This is a genomic window from Erwinia sp. PME.40.26/001 (assembly GCF_055556675.1).
Genome location: NZ_JBVHNP010000431.1, coordinates 1 through 236, shown reverse-complemented (window position 1 = coordinate 236; position 236 = coordinate 1). Strand labels below are relative to the sequence as shown.

Annotated in this window: 1 protein-coding gene; it reads right to left on the bottom strand. The window is 62.7% G+C overall.

The annotated features are described in order from the left end of the window. Positions 1-236: hypothetical protein (locus ACZ3HG_RS24850; protein ID WP_465335213.1), on the bottom strand; the 236-nt coding region annotated here is incomplete at both ends.

Sequence of the window (236 nt, the reverse complement as noted above, 5' to 3'; positions counted from 1 at the left end):
AGGCACTCGACCATGCTCCCCAGACGGTGCCGTCATTCGCGCGGACCCACAGCGTGTCCGCTCCCGAACCGGATTGATAGCTCAGCGACGCCAACTGGGCAGCCGTGACGTAATTGTCCTGGTTGGTCGACAGCACCGCCCCGTTCAGAACGAAGTGCCCGCCTCCCGTACCCGTGTTCCAGACGTCATATTGGCTCGCAGCGCTGCTGAACGGATCGCTGTAGGTGAACAGCGAC